Origin of the sequence: Halobacteroides halobius DSM 5150 (assembly GCF_000328625.1) — a bacterium.
Lineage (GTDB): Bacteria > Bacillota > Halanaerobiia > Halobacteroidales > Halobacteroidaceae > Halobacteroides > Halobacteroides halobius.
In genome coordinates this window covers 805,424-823,574 of sequence record NC_019978.1, presented here as the reverse complement: position 1 = coordinate 823,574, position 18,151 = coordinate 805,424, and the positions used below count along the sequence as shown (strand labels likewise).

The 18,151-nt window shown below is 31.9% G+C and carries 16 protein-coding genes; 3 read left to right on the top strand and 13 right to left on the bottom strand.

All coding sequences use genetic code 11. From position 1 onward, the window contains the following. Positions 1–18 precede the first annotated feature (18 nt). The 10 genes from HALHA_RS04120 to HALHA_RS04075 form a co-directional block, all read right to left on the bottom strand. Positions 19–1,671 (bottom strand): methyl-accepting chemotaxis protein, encoded by a 1,653-nt coding sequence (locus HALHA_RS04120; protein ID WP_015326534.1) that lies wholly within the window; start codon positions 1,669–1,671, stop codon positions 19–21. 81 nt (positions 1,672–1,752) lie between these two features. Beyond that, positions 1,753–2,649 carry a phosphate ABC transporter permease PstA gene (pstA, locus tag HALHA_RS04115; RefSeq protein ID WP_015326533.1) on the bottom strand — a complete coding sequence of 299 codons (897 nt, stop codon included), beginning with the start codon at positions 2,647–2,649 and terminating at the stop codon, positions 1,753–1,755. Further along, complete coding sequence (pstC, locus tag HALHA_RS04110) at positions 2,649–3,554, bottom strand: phosphate ABC transporter permease subunit PstC (protein ID WP_015326532.1); 906 nt, start codon at positions 3,552–3,554, stop codon at positions 2,649–2,651. The genes pstA and pstC overlap by 1 nt, the downstream gene beginning before the upstream one ends. Positions 3,555–3,768: 214 nt before the next feature. After that, a complete protein-coding gene (locus HALHA_RS04105; protein ID WP_015326531.1) occupies positions 3,769–4,740 on the bottom strand; it encodes a PstS family phosphate ABC transporter substrate-binding protein in 972 nt (323 codons plus the stop codon). A gap of 196 nt (positions 4,741–4,936) precedes the next feature. Next, positions 4,937–5,878, bottom strand: coding sequence for a PstS family phosphate ABC transporter substrate-binding protein (locus HALHA_RS04100; RefSeq protein WP_015326530.1), 942 nt, complete (start codon positions 5,876–5,878; stop codon positions 4,937–4,939). 135 nt (positions 5,879–6,013) lie between these two features. Next, on the bottom strand, positions 6,014–6,712 hold the full coding sequence (locus HALHA_RS04095; protein WP_015326529.1) for a glycerophosphodiester phosphodiesterase: 699 nt from the start codon (positions 6,710–6,712) through the stop codon (positions 6,014–6,016). 194 nt (positions 6,713–6,906) lie between these two features. Next, positions 6,907–8,391: a glycoside hydrolase family 32 protein gene (locus HALHA_RS04090; RefSeq protein ID WP_015326528.1), complete on the bottom strand. Its 1,485-nt coding sequence runs from the start codon at positions 8,389–8,391 to the stop codon at positions 6,907–6,909. A 118-nt stretch (positions 8,392–8,509) separates the two neighbouring features. Then, positions 8,510–9,877, bottom strand: a complete 1,368-nt coding sequence (locus tag HALHA_RS04085; RefSeq protein ID WP_015326527.1) for a sucrose-specific PTS transporter subunit IIBC — start codon at positions 9,875–9,877, stop codon at positions 8,510–8,512. A 220-nt stretch (positions 9,878–10,097) separates the two neighbouring features. Further along, positions 10,098–11,105: a LacI family DNA-binding transcriptional regulator gene (locus tag HALHA_RS04080; protein WP_015326526.1), complete on the bottom strand. Its 1,008-nt coding sequence runs from the start codon at positions 11,103–11,105 to the stop codon at positions 10,098–10,100. A gap of 94 nt (positions 11,106–11,199) precedes the next feature. Further along, a complete protein-coding gene (locus tag HALHA_RS04075) occupies positions 11,200–12,150 on the bottom strand; it encodes an aminoimidazole riboside kinase (RefSeq protein ID WP_015326525.1) in 951 nt (316 codons plus the stop codon). Between the two features lie 704 nt (positions 12,151–12,854). Here HALHA_RS04075 and HALHA_RS04070 point away from each other — a divergent pair. From HALHA_RS04070 to HALHA_RS04060, 3 genes are all read left to right on the top strand, one after another. Next, positions 12,855–14,363 carry a YjjI family glycine radical enzyme gene (locus HALHA_RS04070; RefSeq protein ID WP_015326524.1) on the top strand — a complete coding sequence of 503 codons (1,509 nt, stop codon included), beginning with the start codon at positions 12,855–12,857 and terminating at the stop codon, positions 14,361–14,363. Continuing rightward, on the top strand, positions 14,356–15,213 hold the full coding sequence (locus tag HALHA_RS04065; RefSeq protein ID WP_015326523.1) for a YjjW family glycine radical enzyme activase: 858 nt from the start codon (positions 14,356–14,358) through the stop codon (positions 15,211–15,213). Before HALHA_RS04070 ends, HALHA_RS04065 begins: the two co-directional genes overlap by 8 nt. Before the next feature lie 298 nt (positions 15,214–15,511). Continuing rightward, entirely contained in the window at positions 15,512–15,775 is a 264-nt protein-coding gene (locus HALHA_RS04060) for a cupin domain-containing protein (protein WP_015326522.1), read from the top strand. A 355-nt stretch (positions 15,776–16,130) separates the two neighbouring features. Here the strand turns inward: HALHA_RS04060 and HALHA_RS13915 are convergent, their stop codons facing one another. The 3 genes from HALHA_RS13915 to HALHA_RS04045 all read right to left on the bottom strand — a co-directional run bounded on the left by HALHA_RS13915 (position 16,131) and on the right by HALHA_RS04045 (position 18,105). Further along, a complete protein-coding gene (locus tag HALHA_RS13915; protein WP_425402046.1) occupies positions 16,131–16,523 on the bottom strand; it encodes a transposase in 393 nt (130 codons plus the stop codon). A 407-nt stretch (positions 16,524–16,930) separates the two neighbouring features. After that, entirely contained in the window at positions 16,931–17,191 is a 261-nt protein-coding gene (locus tag HALHA_RS04050; RefSeq protein WP_015326521.1) for a transposase, read from the bottom strand. A 170-nt stretch (positions 17,192–17,361) separates the two neighbouring features. Further along, a complete protein-coding gene (locus HALHA_RS04045; protein WP_015326520.1) occupies positions 17,362–18,105 on the bottom strand; it encodes a sugar phosphate isomerase/epimerase family protein in 744 nt (247 codons plus the stop codon). Between the last annotated feature and the right edge of the window lie 46 nt (positions 18,106–18,151).

The following is an 18,151-nucleotide window of genomic DNA, read 5'->3' as shown; positions in this document are numbered from 1 at the left end:
ACCTCCTATGATATTTAATTAAACATCAAAATTTTGTAATAAATTATTTAAATCTTCTGCCATACTAGATAGTTTTTCTGCTTCTTGACTAACCTCCTGAGAAATTAATCCAATTTCATCAGTTACATTTAAAACTTGTTGGCTACCTGAAGCAAGTTGCTCAGTAGATGCTGTTGTTTCTTCTATATAACTTACTGTTTCAGCTACAGCATTATTAACTTGATTAAAAGCTTCTCCTGTCTCTTCTATCACTTGCTCTCCTTGATAAGTTACTTTTTTACCTTTACTAATTACTTGATTAGCTTTTTTAGACTGCTGTTGAATATCATCAATTAAACCTTCAATCTTATCTGTAGCCTGCGCAGTTTCAGTAGCTAATTCTCTAATTTCCTCTGCTACTACTGCAAAACCTTGCCCGTGTTCACCGGCTCTTGCTGCTTCAATTGCAGCATTTAATGCCAATAGATTAGTTTGGTCAGCAATCTGATTTATCATTTCAGTGATTTGACCAATTTGTTTAGATTGTTGATTAAATGTATTAATTACTCCTGAAATCTCTTCTACAGTATCATGAATTTGCTCCATTTTAATAGCTGATTTAGTAATCTTGTCATCTCCCTTTTTTGTTATATCAGTTACTGTATGGGAGAACTCCATTACCTCTTGACTGCTCGCTGCAACTTGGTCTACTCCAGAAGACATTTGATCAACTACTGTAGATGCTGATTGAACAGTAGAATTAGCTTCTGTAGCTAAAGCTGATAATTGTTGACTAAAACTAGTAACTTGGTTACTAGTACTAGTTATATTAGATATCAAGTTGGATAAATTATCAACCATAATATTAAATGATTTAGCTAATTCTTCAATTTGATCATTAGTTTTAATCTTTAATTTATCGATATTTAAATTACCACTTGCTAATTCATGACTATAATCTACTAACTTTTGAAGAGTATTAATTAAATTTTTCTCTAACAAAGTAATAATTAAAAAGGCTATTACTATAGTACTTGCTAAAATTATTATAAATGATTTATAACTAGACTTTATATTTTGAGTTAAATCATTTGCAGCCTTCATTCTTTTATCTACAAATATCTCACTTAATTTACTACTAAGATAAATCAAATCATTTCTAATATCATTTACCTTAAACATTGCTAAAGAAAAACTTTGATTACCATTATACGCTGTCTTTTCTCCATTCTTTAGCTTATAAAGAGGAATTAACTGATTAATAAAAGTCTTATCAAAATTATTATTTTCAGAAATTAATCCTCTTAATACTCGTTGCCCTCGTTTACTATTAATATTTTTTTGTAACTGCGCAATCAATTTATCAGTCTGGGCTTTATGCTTTTTAAAATGTTTAATTGCTTGTAGATCATTATTAGATATATCAACAGCATCCATATACTTGGCCCTAATTAAAGCAGACAATCTCAAAATATAATACATATTGTCACCAGAGTTACGTAAAGTAGTAGCATGATTATCAATATTATTTAAAAAGATTATATTGATACTTGACCCTATTACAAAAACTAAAATTACCGCTAAAAACCCTAAAACTAATTTATGCTTAAATTTCAACTGATTAAATCTTTGCTTAATAGATCTAAACTTTTTCAATTTTAACTTTAATAATTTATCTTTAAAATTTAACATTAAATAGTCACCTTCTTTTAATTATTATAAAGCAACTTAAAAATTACTAGATTTAATTATAGTGACTATAGTATAAGATTTTTAATCTATATCTTTTTGGTATTTATTTCTTAATATGATTGCAATACCATTAGCCGTCAATAATACAACTAATAATACAATAATTCCTGCGGAAGCTACATGATGAAATTCAGACTGTGGTCGTAGTGTCCAATTGAAAATTTGAATTGGCAACACAGTGAAGATATCAAATGGTCCTCTTGGTAAAAATGGAACATATCCTGCTGCTCCTATAATTAATAATGGTGCTGCTTCTCCCATTGCTCTAGATAAAGCTAATATTACACCAGTAAAGATACCTGGAGCTGCATAAGGAAATACAACTGCCTTTATAGTTTGCCATTTAGTCATTCCCAATGCGTAAGCACCCTCTTTTAGTGAATCAGGTACTGATTTTATTGCCTCTTGGGCTGCTACAATAATTACTGGTAAAATAAGCAAACTCAATGTTGCTGCACCAGCTAATATACTTCTACCAAAATTAAGCAACTCCACAAAGACAGCTAGTCCTAATAAACCATATACAACCGAAGGAACCCCAGCTAAATTAGCTATATTTAGCTTTAAAATTCGAAAGAACCAAGAATTCTGATCAGCATATTCTTCTAAGTACAATGCAGTTCCTACACCTAACGGAAAAGATATTAAAGCTACTAATCCAATCACCCAAATACTCCCTACAAAAGCTGATTTCAGTCCAGCCTGTTCAGGAAACCGAGAGGGATAACTAGTTAAAAAATCAAAATCTAACCAAGCAAGTCCTTCTTGTAAAACATAAATCAATAATACTGCCAACATAACAATCCCAAAAATAGTGCATAAAAACATTGCACCTTGGAAAAATTTATCTAACATTTTTCTTTTTCTGACTCTTTTATTGGCTTCTTCTTGTGATTGCTCTGCAAAGTAATCTTTCATTAGTACCCCTCCTCTTCCTGCATATAAACAACTACCTTAGCTAATAAATTCATAATTAATGTAATCATAAATAATAATGTTCCTACTGCAAATAAAGTTTTATATTCAAGTGAACCTTGCGAAACATCTCCTAAACTCATATTAGCCATAAACCCAGTCATCGTCTGAATACTTGTTAAAGGATTAAAATTAAGTAAACTATTAGCTCCTGCTGCAATAGCAACAATCATTGTTTCACCAATTGCTCTTGAAATAGCCAGTATAAAAGAAGAAATAATTCCCGATAACGCTCCTGGAATGACAACTTGTGTGGCTACCTCAAATCTAGTTGCCCCTAATGCATATGCTCCATGCCTAACTGAATCAGGAATAGCTTTCATTGCATCTTCACTTAATGAAGCAACCATTGGTATGATCATAACTCCAACTGCAATACTAGCACTTAAAGCATTAAACACCTCTAATTTCGGTATGATTAATTGTAGTGTTGGAGTAATAAAAGTTAAAGCAAAGTAACCATATACAACTGAAGGAATACCAGCTAAGATTTCTAATAATGGCTTAATAATTTTACTTGTTTTTTTAGAAGCATATTCGCTTAAATAAATAGCACTACCTAAGCCAATAGGTAACGCAAGCAGACTAGATAAAATAGCAATCATTAACGTTCCAGTAACTAATGGTAATACTCCAAATTCACGTGGCTTAATAATAGGAGTCCATCTAGTACTCGTCATAAACTCAACAATAGAAACCTGCTGAAAAAAAGTATAAGCCTCTTCAAATAAAGTAAAAACAATTCCAATTGTCGTTAAGATAGAAATAGCAGCAAAGAAAGTTAAGATTGCCTTAACGATTTTTTCTTTAAGATAACTTCTCTGAACCTCTTGTGTTGAATTACTCATTAAATTCCTCCTTATCTAGTTTTATAATTTGTGTATTTTATAATTGCATTCATAAATAGAATGGCCTCCATCGCAATATTATATTATATTTATAGCTCTTTGTCCAAAAATATTTGCTGAGTTCGATATTTTTATCTATTTTTCAACACATCACAACATTACAGCACCTCCGATAATCGGAGGTGCCTAAAAAATTTATAAAACTAAAAAGAAATTAGTTGGCAACTTTATCAAGTTTGTCAAGTTGAGATTGATATTTAGCTTTAGAAAGTGGTACATAACCTATTTGTGGTACAATTTCTTTAGCATTTTTCATATAAAATTTCACAAACTTTTCTACTGCCTTTTTATTCTTTAGTGAAGCATTATTTACATAGAAGAACAAAGGTCTAGCCAATGGCTTATAAGTTCCATTTCCAATCGTCTTCATTGACGGTTTAACTGGTTTACCTGCTCCATTATCAATTGCCACTACATCTAACTTACCTTTGTTTTCTTTATAATAAGCATAACCAAAATATCCTAAAGCATATTTATTTCCTGCTACACCCTGGACTAATACATTATCACTTTCACTTGGTGTATAATTGGCTCGACTTGCTCCTTCTTCTCCATTAATTGCTTCTGTAAAGTAATCAAATGTACCTGAGTCACTACCTGGCCCATATAAATCAATTTCTTTATCTGGCCAATTTGGTCTAATATCACTCCATGTCTCAACATTACTTCCTGGCTTCCAAATCTGATGTAATTCTTTAACAGTCATACTTTGTGTCCAATCATTTTTAGGATTAACAATTACAGAAATTCCGTCATAAGCTACTGTTATCCTAGTAGATTTAATTCCATTTTTATTAGCTAAAGCTTTTTCTTTAGGGCCAATTGTACGAGAAGCATCATTAATATCTGTTTCTCCTACTACATACTTTTCAAATCCACCACCTGTTCCAGAAACACCAACTGTTACTCTCACACCTGGGTATTCTTTCATAAATTCCTCAGCAATTGCTTGAGTAATCGGATAGACCGTAGAAGAACCATCAATTATTACTCTTCCTGTTAATTTATCTTCCTCTTTATCATCACCAAAGATCCACCATGCTCCTGCTTTGTTTGTTACAGTAAATACTACTCCTAAAGTCAAGACTAATACTAAAGATAAAACTAAAGTTTTTTTGTTAAACATTAATATTCCTCCTTGTGTAGTCTTATTTCAGGGAATATAGTAGTTAGATTTATGTATTCCCTGTTCTCTTATCTTACACCTATAGTATAACATCAGTTCTTTACAAGAGTATTAAATTAATGTTAACATTTTGTTAAAATGAATATTTAAATAAAAACACCTCCTAACAACTTAAGGAGGTGTTTTTAATATTAAATTACTCTGCTAATTTATCAAGTTTATCAAATTGAGATTGATACTTAGCTTTAGAAAGTGGTACATAGCCGACCTGTGGTACAATTTCTTTAGCATTTTTCATATAAAATTTCACAAACTTTTCTACTGCCTCTTTATTCTTTAGTGAAGCTTTATTTAAATAAAAGAATAATGGGCGAGCTAACGGTTTATAAGTGCCATTTCCAATCGTCTTCATTGATGGTTTAACTGATTTTCCTGCTCCATTATCAATTGCTACTACATTTAACTTATCTTTATTTGCTTTATAATATGCATATCCTAAATATCCTAAAGCATATTTATTTCCTGCTACACCCTGAACTAATACATTATCACTTTCACTTGCTGTATAATTGGCTCGGCTTGCTCCTTCTTCTCCATTAATTGCTTCTGTAAAGTAATCAAATGTACCTGAATCAGTACCTGGACCATATAAATCAATTGGTTTATTTGGCCATTCCGGTCTAATATCACTCCACTTTTTAACAGTACTCCCAGGCTTCCATATTTGACGTAATTCCTTTACTGTCATACTTTGTGCCCAATCATTCTTGGGATTAACAATTACAGAGATCCCATCATAAGCTACCGTGACCGGAATAGATTCAATTCCGTTCTTTTTAGCTAATTTCTTTTCTTTTGGGCCAATTGGACGGGAAGCATCATTAATATCTGTCTCTCCTACCACATACTTTTGGAATCCTCCACCTGTTCCTGAAGAACCAACTGTAACTCTAACACCTGGATATTCTTTCATGAATTCCTCAGCAATTGCTTGTGTAACTGGATAGACTGTAGAAGAACCATCAATCACAACTCTTCCTGTTAAACCTTCTTGATTATTAGCACAACCTGAAATAAATACTGCACTCATTGCTAAAATTATTACTAAAGATAAAGTTAAAATTCTTTTGTTAAACATTAATATTCCTCCTATTATTTAAATATTAATTGCTAAATATAAATCATCTTTAAATTATCTTTCTTTTGTGCCAAAGATATTATATCAGCAGGCTATTTATATATCAAGCAAAACAATGTTAACATTTTGTTAAAATTAGTACTTCCCAGGATTATCTGTTATTATTCCATCCACCCCATAACTCTGCAATTTATCAACCTCAACTTGATTATTTACCGTCCACACATTAAGAAAATATCCTTTCTTTTGCACCTTAGCTACTAATTCTTTAGTAACTACAAGATGATGAGGGTGAATCCCATCAGCAGTAGCATCTTCAATCATTTTTACTGGGTTAATTGGTAAAGAGGCTATTAAAATAGCAGTCTTTATAGTAGAATCAATCTCTTTGAGGTCTTTTAATAACCAATGATTAAAAGAAGAAATTATTACTTTATCTTTAAATTGCTCCTCTTCTAATAAAACAACTAACTTGCGAAGTAATACTTCTCTATTAGCTACTCTAGGTTTAAGCTCAATATTAAGTTTTACTTGCCCTTTAACTAATTGAATTACTTCTTGTAAAGTAGGAATTCTTTCCTCTTTAAAATCCTTATCAAACGAGCTTCCTATATCAAATTCTTTTAATTTAGCTAAAGTCAGCTCTTCTACTCTAGTATTCACTCCGACAATTCTACTTAAATCATCATCATGAAAAACTACTAACTGATTATCCTTTGTTAATTGAATATCTAACTCTATCATATCTACCCCACAAGTTATTGCCTGCCTAAAAGAGGCTAAAGTATTCTCCGGGGCCAATATCGGGGCTCCTCTATGACCGATTTTTAACATAAGTACCACTCCTTCTTCTAAGTTATACCTATCTACTATTATTATTAATTAAAACAATGTCTTTAATAAATTATTTCTGGACCAATGTAAAAAACACTCCCTTGATCAAGGGAGTGTTCTAAATAATTATGCTGCTACTTCTTGCTTTCCTTTTTTTGCATCTAATATAACTCCTAATATCATTTCCAACAAAATTATTCAAGATTCCACTTAGTAACTTTTTTAAGAGTAACTTGACCATCTTGAGCAAAAAATTTAATCCCCTGACTCTCTTTACTTGGATAAAGTCGACTACTAAAGACTTCCTCTCCCTCATTAGCAAACAACTCTAAAGAAGAAGTATCAATAAATAGATGTAATTTGACCATGCTATCACTCTCTAATAAACAACGTCGAATTCCACTCTCACCTCGACCAGATTTATTTCTATTAAGTGATAATTTCTGGTTATTAGTATCATATTTAATCACTGTCTCTTCACTACCATCTTGTGCACATCTAACCTTTATCCCAAATTCACTTGCATCTTCTATTTCAAATTCAGCAATTAATTCAACTACATCTCCACAAATTTGATCAAGCTCTAGCTCTTCATCTTTAATCTTTACTTTTTTATAATCTATTTTTTCTTGACGTAATTGCTTTAATTCTGGAACTGGTTTTTGAATTAATTTATTATCTTCACGTAGTTCTAATACTCTAGGCAACGTCATTGCATGAATCCAACCATTTTCCCTCTCAGCATATTTCTCATCTTCTTCAGGCATTCCCATCCACGCAATCATTATTCTTCGTCCTTGCTGGTCTAAAGTAGTCTGAGCAGCATAAAAATCAAATCCTCTATCTAACTCAATAAACTCTCCATGATTAAATTCTCCTGTCTCATAATCTAGTTCTCCAACTAAATAACCAGCTTGATAGATATTATTATATAGATCACCCTGTGCTTCTAATCCTTGAGGTAATACAATTAATACTTCTTTCTCCCCTAATGTAAAAAGATCTGGGCACTCCCACATATAACCAAAATTATCTAATCCATTTAAATTACTACCTACAACTTCTCCTATTAAATCCCATTCTTTTAAATTAGCTGATTTATACAGTAATACTCGTCCTTCTTCTGCAACAGTTTGAGCCCCAATTACTAAATACCAAGTTCCATCTTTCTTCCACACCTTTGGATCCCTAAAATGAGCTGTGTAACCTTCAGGTTGCTTATCAATTACTGGATTCCCTTCACTCTTTTTAAAGTTGATTCCATCTGCACTAGTAACTAAACATTGATAAGAACTTCTAACTCCATCATCTTTTACATTTCCAGTATACATCAAAGTAAGAACCCCATCATCATCTACTGCACTACCAGAATAACACCCATGCGTTTCATACCATTTACTAGGTGTTAAAGCAATAGGTTGCTCTTCCCAATTAACTAAATTTTGACTTGTATAATGTCCCCAGTACTTTAAACCACTCTCTGGAGCCCAAGGATGAAACTGATAAAATAAATGATATACTCCATCAAATTGAATAAAACCATTAGGATCATTTAACCAACCTGCTGGTGGCATAACATGATATTGCAATCTATAATAATCGTTCTCTACTTTATCCTTTTTCTCTGCAATAGATTGATAAGCTTTATCTAGCAGTTCTTTCCTCTTTTCTTGACTCATTATAACCCCTCCACTCTTAATTATCCATAATATAATTGATTTTTGCAACTTAATTGCTATATATATATAATTAAAGAAGGAGGCCTCCCCCCTTCTTTAAAACTTTCATATTTAATTATTACTTCTCTTCAAATCCGATTATCCAAGTAGCAGCAAATGCTCCACCAAATGCTATTACTAATCCAATTAAATAATTAACTATGTCTCCAGAAGCTGCAATACTAATTGCTGGGATTCCAGTTAACCCTAATCCAGTAAAACCTACATTTGTAGCTACCACATAAGCCCCACCTAAAGCACCACCAATAGCACCTGCAATAAATGGCTTCATTAATCTTAAATTAACACCAAAAATAGCTGCTTCAGTAATTCCTAATAAACAAGATGTTGCAGCAGGTAATGAAATTTGCTTCATATTATTATTACTTGTCATAAAGTAAACTGCAAATGCTGCACCACCTTGAGCAACATTAGCCATAGACCAAATTGGTAATAAGAAGTTAACTCCAATGTCTGGGTTAGACAATAAGCCTGCCTCGATAGCATGGAAACTATGGTGAATACCTGTTACAACAATTGAAGAGTATAATCCACCAAAGATTAATCCTGCTAATGGGCCAGCAGTGCTATAAAGAGCTTGTAATCCAAAGGAAATACCGTCTCCAATCAATCTAGCAAACGGGCCAATTACAACAAGGGAAATAAATCCAGTACTTAAAATAGTTAAAAACGGAGTTACAATTATATCTAAAATATCCGGTACGATTCTTTGTAAACCACTATGAATATACTTCATAATCCATACAGCTAATAAAATGGGCAATACTGTACCTTGATAACCTACCATTCCAATCTCTAAACCATATAAGTTAATAGTCTTTTCTATACCATGACCGATCGTCCAAGCATTCTGTAAAGCTGGATGAATCATAATTCCACCAAGAACAGAAGCTAAATACGGATTAGTATCAAGTTCTTTAGCCGCACTAAAAGCTACTATAATTGGTAAGAAAACAAATGCTGCATTAGAGAACATATTTAATAAAGTAAAAGCAGGACTATCTCCACCAATAATTCCATACGCTTTAAGCATTCCTAAAGTTCCCATTAAAACTCCACTAGCAACAATAGCTGGAATAATAGGAACAAAAATGTTAGATAAAATTCTTGCAAAACGTTGCAATGGATTTAAATTCTTCATTGCTTCCTTCTTAGCTTCACCTTTACTTACTTCTGAAACATCACCAACTGCAGTAAACTCTTTATAAACCTTATCAACTGTACCTTGGCCAATAATAATCTGAAACTGTCCAGAGTTAACAAAAGCTCCTTTAACTCCATCAATATTTTCAACTGCTTCCTTATCAGCTTTATCATTATCTTTAAGAACTAACCGAAGTCTAGTTGCACAATGAGCTGCACTGTCTAAATTATCTTTACCACCAATTGCTTCAATAATCTCTGTGGCTGCTTTTTTGTAATCCATTTTTCTTCCCCCTTTTTATTTTACTCTACTAATAGATCATAAAGAGGAACTTATATGCTTATTATTTGTTAGAATAGACTTATCCTACTATCTTATATCCTCCATTAATAAATACATTTATAAATTCAACCTTTATACATTTTATTGTTTTGGGAACCTTCCCAGGATAACATTAAAAATATTCCTTTGGGAACCTTCCCAAGCAAAAATCTACCCTTAACTACACATTTTTCACACTTTCTCTTTCTATTATCTGAGAATTCATAACTAGTTTTTCTGTTACTTCTTGCTTGTTAATATAATTCAATAAAATTTGGGAAGCTTTTGCTCCAGCTTGTAAATGGTCATAACGAACCGTTGTCAATTCAGGAGTGATTAAAGGACTTATATCAGAGTCACCTATTCCTACTATAGATACATCTTCTGGAACTTGATAACCTTTATCTTTAAGACACTTTATAGCCCCAATAGCTAACCGGTCAGTTGCAGCAAAAATAGCTGTCGGCAACTTTTGAGAATTATTGATTATTTCAAGCATACCTTTATACCCTGATTCCATACTAAAACCATCTTTATATATCTGTTCTTCATTTATTTCTAAGTTGTTTTCTGTTAATACTGCTTCGTATCCTTTTTTTCTAAGTTGGCCCACAGCAATATCATATTCTTCAACACCTATATAACCAATATTCTTATGACCATGAGCTACTAAATATCCTACTATATTTTGGGCTGAAACAAAATCATCATGAATAACACAAGGAAAATCTAAAATATCGCTTGTATCCTGCCCTAATATAACGACTGGAATATCTATTCTTTCTAATGTTTCTATATGCTCTTTTGTAACCTCTGTAGCAAAGAACAAAATCCCTCTTACTCTTTTTTCTTTTAGTAACTTAAGATGATTTATTTCTTCTTTAGTATTTAATCTAGTATTGGTCAATAAGATATTATAACCATTCTCATGCATTGTATCACTTATACCTTCTACTGCTGAAGAAAAGGTGCTAGTATTTATTTTGGGTAAAATAACTCCGATTGTATTTGTCTTATTCCTTTGTAAATCTTTAGCCAAAGAATTAGGAATATATCCTGTCTCTTCTATAACCTGTTGAACTTTTTTTCTTGCTTCATCACTTACATGTTCAGAATCATTAATAACCCTTGAAACTGTAGACTTTGAAACATCAGCCAATTTAGCTATTTCTTTAATCGTTATCCCCATATACTAACAACTCCTTTCTCTAACTGGTAACGTTCCCAAAGCTATCTCTAACTAAATTATACACAATATCAAACTAAAAATCAACTACTCCAGTTTACTTATTCTTTACAATCTCTTCCACTTTATCTAAATTAGGCAGTGCTGACATAGCTCCTTTTTGGGAAGCAGCTAAAGCTCCAGAAACACTAGCAAACTCTGTTACATAATTTAAAAACTCAGTATCTAACTTAGATATATCTATATCCATTTCATTAAGATTATAAAGAATACCAGATACAAAAGCATCACCTGCACCAGTTGTATCAACTGTATCGACTTTCATGGCTGGTACAAACTTTAAATCTTCTTGATAATAATAGTAAGCTCCTTTACTACCAAATGTCACATAAATTAATGGAATATCATACTCTTTCTTTAATTCACTAACTCCTACTTTTACTTCTTGAGTACCAGTAATAAATTCTAATTCTTCTTCTGATATCTTAAGAATATCTGTTTCTGCTAGCATAGAAATAATACTTTCTTTTGCTTGAGCAGCATCATCCCACAAGCTTAAACGTAAGTTAGGATCATAAGAAATTAACATCTCATTTTTTTTAGCTGCTTTAACAGCATATTTAGTAGCACTACGAGCTGGCTCATTAATTAAAGAAATAGAGCCAAAATGCAATATTTTATTATGACTAAACATTTCTTCTTTAATATCTGATTTACTTAAAAACGTATCAGCACTAGGATCGATATAAAAGCTAAAACTTCGTTCTCCTGCTTCATCTAAAGTGACAAATACCAATCCAGTTCTAGCTTCATCTGTTAATAGCATTCCATCAGTATTAACACCTTTATTAGCTAAAGTATCTTTTAAAAAATTTCCTAACACATCATCCCCTACTTTGCCTATAAAACTAGACTTGGCCCCTAATCTACTAAGTCCTACTGCTACATTAGCGGGAGCTCCACCAGGATTCTTTTTATACTTAATATTATTCTTATCTAAAGGAATAAAATCGATTAATGCTTCACCTAAAGTAATGACTCCATTCACTTTTATTTCACCTCCTTGTTTTAACTTTTATACTTATCTACTTATATTCTTATATGTATACCTTTAATTTATCTATCGCTAATATTATATCTATATCGACAATGTTTGTCAAATTAAAAAATGTTAAGGATAGCATCAATTTCTCTTTACTTCCTCCGTTAAACTTAAATGCTCGTAATCTAAACATTTGATCAACCCCAGTCTTTGACCAAGCCATTGGTATGGTACTTTATTCACTAGTAAAAAGATCTTTTATACTTCAGTTCCCCAAACTTAGTCATTAATTTTTTTGTTTCTTTTTTACTATCTTCCATTCATACAATAAATCTTAGAAAAGACGATTGATATAATCTCATATAATTAAATTTATCATAAATCTAATAGATATCTTATCTTTTGAGGACTATCAAATTCATATTATTTAAAATTTGGAGCTATAAAAGGTAAAACTGAAATAAAATAGTTGTTTATTCACAATTTAATTTTAATAAGAAGTATAATCTATCTTTTAATAAACAAAGGTGTTTTTATTATATTATGGAATTATATTGCTATGTTACATATAAAAAGAGAAATAGTTTATGTCAAAAAAATCATTATGAAATTTACTTCATGGGCTGTGAAACATTATACATATATATTTTTTAAAATAATTACAAATAATACTTAGTAGAGTATTTGTCAAATTCAAGGGGGTTATTATAATGAAAGAGCAAGTATTAAAAATCATTAAAAATCAAGAATTAGAACAATATCAAAAGATAATTTCTCTGGCCCGGACAGCTGAGAATAGCCTTGATGTATTGGGTTTGAATGAAGGTGAAAAACATCTTTTAGAAGAAGGGATCATTTGTGATCTGGCTGAAGGTAATGCTCCTTTTAAACCGCGTTATAATTTAGTTAATTTTGAAAAATTCATGGAACATGGTAGTGATTTCCTTGATCTGAAACCACCTCAGAACCTGGCTGAAGCAATCAATAGTCTACTGATATTATATAAACATATTCCATCAGTTACGACTTTTCCTGTCTATCTGGGCAAAATTGATCAACTTTTAAATCCTTTTATAGATGATATTGAAGATGAAGAAAAGGTTTTATCGCAAATCAAATTATTTTTAACCCATATTGATAGAACATTAACTGATTCATTTGTTCATGCCAATATAGGTCCAGAAGAGACTATAGCAGGTAGGTTGATTTTACAGGCAGAAAGGGAGCTTGAAAATCCAATTCCAAACCTTTCTTTAAAATATAATAAGGAAATTACGTCAGATGAACTTGCCTTAGAGGCAGTTAAAACAGGGTTGGCTGTATCTAAACCATATTTTGCTAATCACAAGATGTTTGTTAAGGATTTTGGTGAGCGATATGGAGTAGCTAGTTGTTATAATGGTCTACCATTGGGAGGGGGAAGTTTTACTCTGGTCAGACTTAATCTAAAAGCATTGGCTGAAACAGCAGAGAGTAAAAAAGATCTTTTAGCTAAAAAGCTACCACATGCAATTGAGATAATGACCGGTATTATGGATAAACGAATTAGATTTATTGTTGAAGAAAGTGGTTTTTTTGAGTCCAACTTTTTAATCAAAGAAGGATTATTAAATTTAGATAACTATACGGCAATGTTTGGTGTTTTTGGCTTGGCGGAAGCAGTTAATTATTTCATGAATCAGGAAAATTCGGAAGAAAGATACGGACAGGGGGATAAGGCTGATGAACTGGGCTTAAGTATAATGGAAGAAATAGCAGATAAAGTTGCAGATCATAAGAATCAATTTTGCAATGGTTCTAATCAAAGGTTCCTTTTACATGCCCAGTCGGGAATAGGGTCAGATAAGGGAATAACTCCAGGTTGTCGGATACCAATCGGTGAAGAACCTGTTATGCACAAACACATCTTACATGCAGGGCAATATCATCATTTTTTCCCGACAGGAGTAAGTGATATATTTGCTTTTGATAGTACAAATAAACGCAATCCTGAAGCAGTGCTTGACATTATCAAAGGAGCAATGGAGTCTGGTTTGAGGATGTTTGCTTTTTACACGGCTGATAGTGAATTAGTTAGAATTACAGGTTATCTAGTTAAACGGTCAGAGATGGAAAAATTGAAGGAAGGTAACTCTGTTTTGAGAGATACCACTGCATTAGGACTGGAAACGATGAAAAACCGAGACCTGGATGGGAGAAAATTAAGAAATAATGACTGAGAAAAAGGAAAAAAACACAGAAGTACTCGTTAATAAAATAATAGCGTTTAGTTCAGTAGATGGACCTGGTAATAGAACAGCGATATTCTTACAAGGTTGCAATTTTGACTGCTACTACTGTCATAATCCAGAGACGATAAATCTTTGTAATCATTGTGGGCACTGTGTATCGGTCTGCCCGGTCGGTGCCCTTGATATGTCTGATGGATTTGTCAACTGGAATGAGGAACTATGTCGTTCCTGTGATAAATGTATAGAGGTCTGTGAACAAAGTAGTTCTCCCCGTATTAAAAGAATGAATGTTGATCAAATTGTTAAAAAAGTAAAAAAGACAAGACCCTTTATTTCAGGTGTAACTGTTTCTGGGGGAGAAGCTTCATTACAGACTGATTTCTTAGAAGAGTTTTTTGGTGAAATTAAGAAATTAGAGTTAAGTACTTTTCTGGATACAAATGGATCAATCCTATTAAAAGATAAGAAGAAATTATTAAATAATCTTGATATGGCCATGATTGATTTGAAATCATTTAGATCATCAGAACATATGAGGTTAACTGGGATTGACAATAGCAATGTTATAGAAAATATTAAGTTTATGGCTAGAATAGGTAAATTATATGAAATAAGGACTGTTATAGTTCCGGGAGTCCTTGATAATGAGTTTAATGTTGATCACACAAGTAAATTACTGGCCGGTCTTGATCAGAAAATTAGATATAAGTTGATTAAATATCGTCCTGTAGGTGTTCGATCTGAACGAATTGAGAGTTATTCACCTGAACAAGAATATATGGAGAGGTTGGGTTCCCTGGCTAGAGCAAATGGTTGTAAAAATATTGTATTAGTTTAATAATAGTTTCCTGTTTCATACCTCTAGCTGTAATAATTTTCTGTTAAATATTTAGTCTAAAGAAACTTATGGATGCATAAAGACTATATTAATTAGAATACTTATTACAGTAGGTAGTCAAGAAATAGAAGGGCTAAAGGGGCAAGGAACAGGATTTTTAATTGAAGGAAAGGCTAACTTTATAGAATCTGGTGAAGAATTCAACACTATAGAAGAGAGATTTCCTTGGGCAAGAGCAGCAGTAGAGATTACTATTGATTCTGTAACTCAAACCCTATAAAGTAAGGATGTATTTCATATGGATCTTGAAGCTATTAAAGAAAAAGTAGACACTAACATCTATCATATTCCTGCCGATAAGGAAGTACCTTTGCATAAGCATACAAAGGAAGATGAGATTTTTTATTGTATTAAGGGAGCTGGTGTTGGAATATTAGAAGAGGAAGAGATTGAGTTAGAAGTTGGAGATACATTTGTTGTTCCAGCTGGTAAGATGCATTCTGTAAAGACTAATAATGAAATATATCTTACCTCTTTTCTGGTTCCAGTTATTGAACAGTAATTATTATTGGAAATATATTACCTCTACTCCTTTTAATTATGTTAAGATTTTAAAAGGAATGGTTGTCGTATTTAATTAAAAATTTCTTTGAATACTCCCCATCCAGAACTTCAATTAGGATTTCTGTTGGTTGATATATTTTTCTACTTCGTCTTTTTTCATTGGACTGCCATTATCAGAGTGTAAAACCAACGGTTTATCTTTCTTGGATCTTTTTTGACGCCACCATCTTTAGTCCACCTTTGATAGGGGCGAGAACTAATTCCAAGCTCTCTGCAAGCTGGTTCTAATCTAGAACCATTTTCTCTTGCTTCATTGATCAGCTTTACTGCTTTTATGCGATCTGAATTACTGATCAGTCTTCCTTGGGCTCCCCCCAAATCACATTTGCCTTTTTTCTAAGTACCAGTAAAGCTGCGGTTTCTGCGAGAGCTTTTTCTTTATACCTTAGTTCTTTTTCAAGTTCTTTATTTTTCTGTTGCTCATTTTTTAGACTTTTTTTAAGTTTCTGGGGATCTGTAATTTTAGTATCATTAGCATTTTGACATTGTTTTATCCAACTATTTAGTTCTTTAAGATGAATTCCTTTACTTCGGCAATACTTAGACGTTTCCAATTCAGATAAACTAGCAGTCTCTAAAATAGCCTGGAACTTATCTTTAGAACTCCATTTACTTGCTTTTTTACTGGTAGTTGAGCTTCCTTTTAAAACTTTAGTTCTCCAGGTGTAAAGAGTATTTTTAGGTATGTTTAACTCTTTAGCTAATGCAGGTGCTTTTTCACCATTTGTAAGTCTTTTCAGAGATGTGAAATGAAATTAAAAATAAAAATTGAAGCCTATTGTAATCATTTACCAACAGACTTCAATTGCAGCACAGATGATTTATCACAACATTAATTAAAGAGCCAATCTTTTAAATGTTTCTTAAACTTTTTAAAAAAACTATTATATGAATGTGGATAAAAATACATAAAAAGAACATTAAATACTATCAATACTATCAATACTATCACTATATTCCATTTCATATTTTTCAACTCCACTATGTTAATAATTTTAAATGTAAGCTAACCTCTAAAATATATAATAACAAATTGGCCTAGTTAAATTTACAAGCAAAAAACTATTCCTATTCTATTCCAAAAATCAGAGATTTAAAAGTCTTTTAAAAAACTTATTTCTAAACTGAGAAGAAAAGCTGAAACCTCCTGTTTAAGTTGTTCTTTTTCAGGATCACGCTTGTTCTTATGTTGAAATACAGTATTAGCTGAATCTAACATTTTTTCTTTCCACTGATAAAACTGGTTTTCATAAATTCTATGTTTACGACAGGTTTCAGAAATATTACTACTTTGTAAGGCTTCGAGTACAATTTGCATTTTCTCTTGAGGAGATCTTCTCTTGTGTTCATCCATTAATATCTTCCTCCTTCTGGTTATATTTTGAAGGAAGAAAACGACATTGTCAAAAAGAAGACTATGAAAATCATTGTCAAATTTACTTCATGGGCTGTGAAACATTATAGGAGTGGCTCTTTTCTAATTTTTTGGATAAATTTACCTATACTTTTTTTACGCTATCAATGTTAAGCCAAATCTAGTCTCTTTAAATTTTCAAAACTTGTTTTAACACTTTCAATAGCAGATCCTTTACATTCGTCTTGTTCAACAATCAACCATTTAGCTCCTGCTTCTTTTGCTGTTAAAATAATCTGATCTATCTTCATTATTCCATTTCCTATTTCCAAATAATCTTTACTTTCTGCTTCCATATCTTTTAGATGAATTAAAGGACATCTATTAGAGTATTTTTTTATATAAGACACTACATCTAAACCTGCATACTTTATCCAAAATGTATCCAATTCAGCTTGCACTAACCTTGAATTAGTCTCTTCATAAATTAAATCAAGGCCATATTCTCCATTAAATTCTTCAAATTCATGATCATGATTATGATAACATAATTGAAGCCCTTCTGCTCTACATTTTTTTCCAATTTCAGTTAATTGCTGAGCCATATTTATATAATCGGTTCGCTCTTCATATTCAGCCCAAGGACATACAAGATAATCTGTTCCTAGCTTTTGATTAAAAGTAATAACTTCTTCTAAATTATTTGTTAATTCTTCAATTCCTACATGACTACCAACAGATTTTAATCCTAGTCGATCAAGATGAAGTTTTAATTCTTCTGCTGTTAATCCCCCATAACCGGCAAATTCTACACCTTGATAACCCATTTGGGCTATCTCTTCTAAAACACCAATAAAATCTTTTTCAGTCTCATCACGCAAAGTATACAATTGAACTGCAACTGGTAATTTCACTGTTAGCCTCCTTTAGATTAAAATATTATTTTTTTATTAAAGAGTG

Coding starts and splice junctions, on each gene's coding strand:
- HALHA_RS04120 (WP_015326534.1), bottom strand. CDS start 1,671: ATGTTAAATTTTAAAGATAAATTATTAAAGTTAAAATTGAAAAAGTTT.
- pstC (WP_015326532.1), bottom strand. CDS start 3,554: ATGAGTAATTCAACACAAGAGGTTCAGAGAAGTTATCTTAAAGAAAAA.
- HALHA_RS04065 (WP_015326523.1), top strand. CDS start 14,356: ATGACTGAGAAAAAGGAAAAAAACACAGAAGTACTCGTTAATAAAATA.
- HALHA_RS04100 (WP_015326530.1), bottom strand. CDS start 5,878: ATGTTTAACAAAAGAATTTTAACTTTATCTTTAGTAATAATTTTAGCA.
- HALHA_RS04050 (WP_015326521.1), bottom strand. CDS start 17,191: ATGGATGAACACAAGAGAAGATCTCCTCAAGAGAAAATGCAAATTGTA.
- HALHA_RS04090 (WP_015326528.1), bottom strand. CDS start 8,391: ATGAGTCAAGAAAAGAGGAAAGAACTGCTAGATAAAGCTTATCAATCT.
- HALHA_RS04095 (WP_015326529.1), bottom strand. CDS start 6,712: ATGTTAAAAATCGGTCATAGAGGAGCCCCGATATTGGCCCCGGAGAAT.
- HALHA_RS04060 (WP_015326522.1), top strand. CDS start 15,512: ATGGATCTTGAAGCTATTAAAGAAAAAGTAGACACTAACATCTATCAT.
- HALHA_RS04070 (WP_015326524.1), top strand. CDS start 12,855: ATGAAAGAGCAAGTATTAAAAATCATTAAAAATCAAGAATTAGAACAA.
- HALHA_RS04080 (WP_015326526.1), bottom strand. CDS start 11,105: ATGGGGATAACGATTAAAGAAATAGCTAAATTGGCTGATGTTTCAAAG.
- HALHA_RS04105 (WP_015326531.1), bottom strand. CDS start 4,740: ATGTTTAACAAAAAAACTTTAGTTTTATCTTTAGTATTAGTCTTGACT.
- HALHA_RS04085 (WP_015326527.1), bottom strand. CDS start 9,877: ATGGATTACAAAAAAGCAGCCACAGAGATTATTGAAGCAATTGGTGGT.
- pstA (WP_015326533.1), bottom strand. CDS start 2,649: ATGAAAGATTACTTTGCAGAGCAATCACAAGAAGAAGCCAATAAAAGA.